Origin of the sequence: Streptomyces milbemycinicus, from assembly GCF_002154605.1 — a bacterium.
GTDB classification, from domain to species: Bacteria; Actinomycetota; Actinomycetes; order Streptomycetales; family Streptomycetaceae; genus Streptomyces; species Streptomyces milbemycinicus.
Genome location: NZ_MUNE01000511.1, coordinates 1 through 1170, shown reverse-complemented (window position 1 = coordinate 1170; position 1170 = coordinate 1). Strand labels below are relative to the sequence as shown.

Genomic DNA, 1170 nt, shown 5'->3' with positions numbered 1-1170 from the left:
CCGGCCGCCGTACGTCCACCGGTAAGTGGCACATACGACGGAAGGATGGCCGTGGGCGCTCCGCGGATCAGCAGCACGCCGTTGCCCGGAATCGGTGTCCGTTACGACCTGACCACGCGCGAGCACCGCCGACTGTCGGTGGTCGCGCATCGTGACGGCGGGCGGACCCTGAGCTCGTATCACGAGGACGATCCCGACGAGTGCGCCATGTCGGTGCGGCTGACGGCGAAGGAGGCGGAGGCGGTCATCGACGCGCTGATGCCCTCCCACCACAGCCCGGCGCTGCTGTCCACGACGGAGCTGGGGCTGGTGGCCGAGCGCGTCGAGCTGTCGTCGGTCTCGTACTGGAACGGGCGGGTCCTGGGCGAGACGCGGATGCGCACCGAGACCGGCGCCTCGATCGTGGCGGTGCTGCGCCGCGCGGAAGCGATCCCCTCCCCGACGCCGGACTTCCGGCTGGCCGGCGGCGACACCCTGATCGTGATCGGCACCCGCGAAGGCGTGGAGACGGCCGCGGCGATACTCGGGCGGGAGTGAACCGTGCACTCCTCCGCTGTTTTCCTGATCGAGTTCGGTGCGGTCATCCTGGGCCTTGGCCTGCTGGGCCGGCTGGCCGGACGTTTTCAGTTCTCCCCGATCCCGCTGTATCTGCTGGCCGGTCTCGCCTTCGGCGAGGGTGGTCTGCTGCCCCTGGGGGCCAGTGAGGAGTTCGTGGCGATCGGCGCCGAGATCGGCGTGATTCTGCTGCTGCTCATGCTCGGGCTCGAATACACCGCCAGCGACCTGGTCAGCAATCTCAAGACCCAGTACCCGGCCGGGCTGGTCGACGCCGCGCTCAACGCGCTGCCGGGCGCCGTGATGGCGCTGCTGCTGGGCTGGGGCCCGGTGGCCGCGGTGGTGCTGGCCGGGGTCACCTGGATCTCCTCGTCCGGCGTCATCGCCAAGGTCCTGGGCGACCTGGGCCGCCTCGGCAACCGCGAGACCCCGGTCATCCTGTCCATCCTGGTCCTCGAAGACCTGGCCATGGCCGTCTATCTGCCGATCATCACCGCCCTGCTGGCGGGGGTGAGCCTGGCGGCGGGCAGCATCACCCTGGCCATCGCGCTCGGCGTGGCCGGTCTGGTGCTCTTCCTCGCCGTGCGCTACGGCCGGCTCATCTCGCGCTTCGTC

At 70.3% G+C, this 1170-nt stretch carries 2 protein-coding genes; both read left to right on the top strand.

Annotation, left to right across the window (positions count from 1 at the left end):
- The first annotated feature begins 45 nt into the window (after positions 1-45).
- Complete coding sequence (locus CCN51_RS35955) at positions 46-537, top strand: cation:proton antiporter regulatory subunit (RefSeq protein WP_014175103.1); 492 nt, start codon at positions 46-48, stop codon at positions 535-537.
- Between the two features lie 3 nt (positions 538-540).
- A partial coding sequence (locus tag CCN51_RS35950; RefSeq protein ID WP_211303279.1) for a cation:proton antiporter occupies positions 541-1170 on the top strand: 630 nt, incomplete at its 3' end.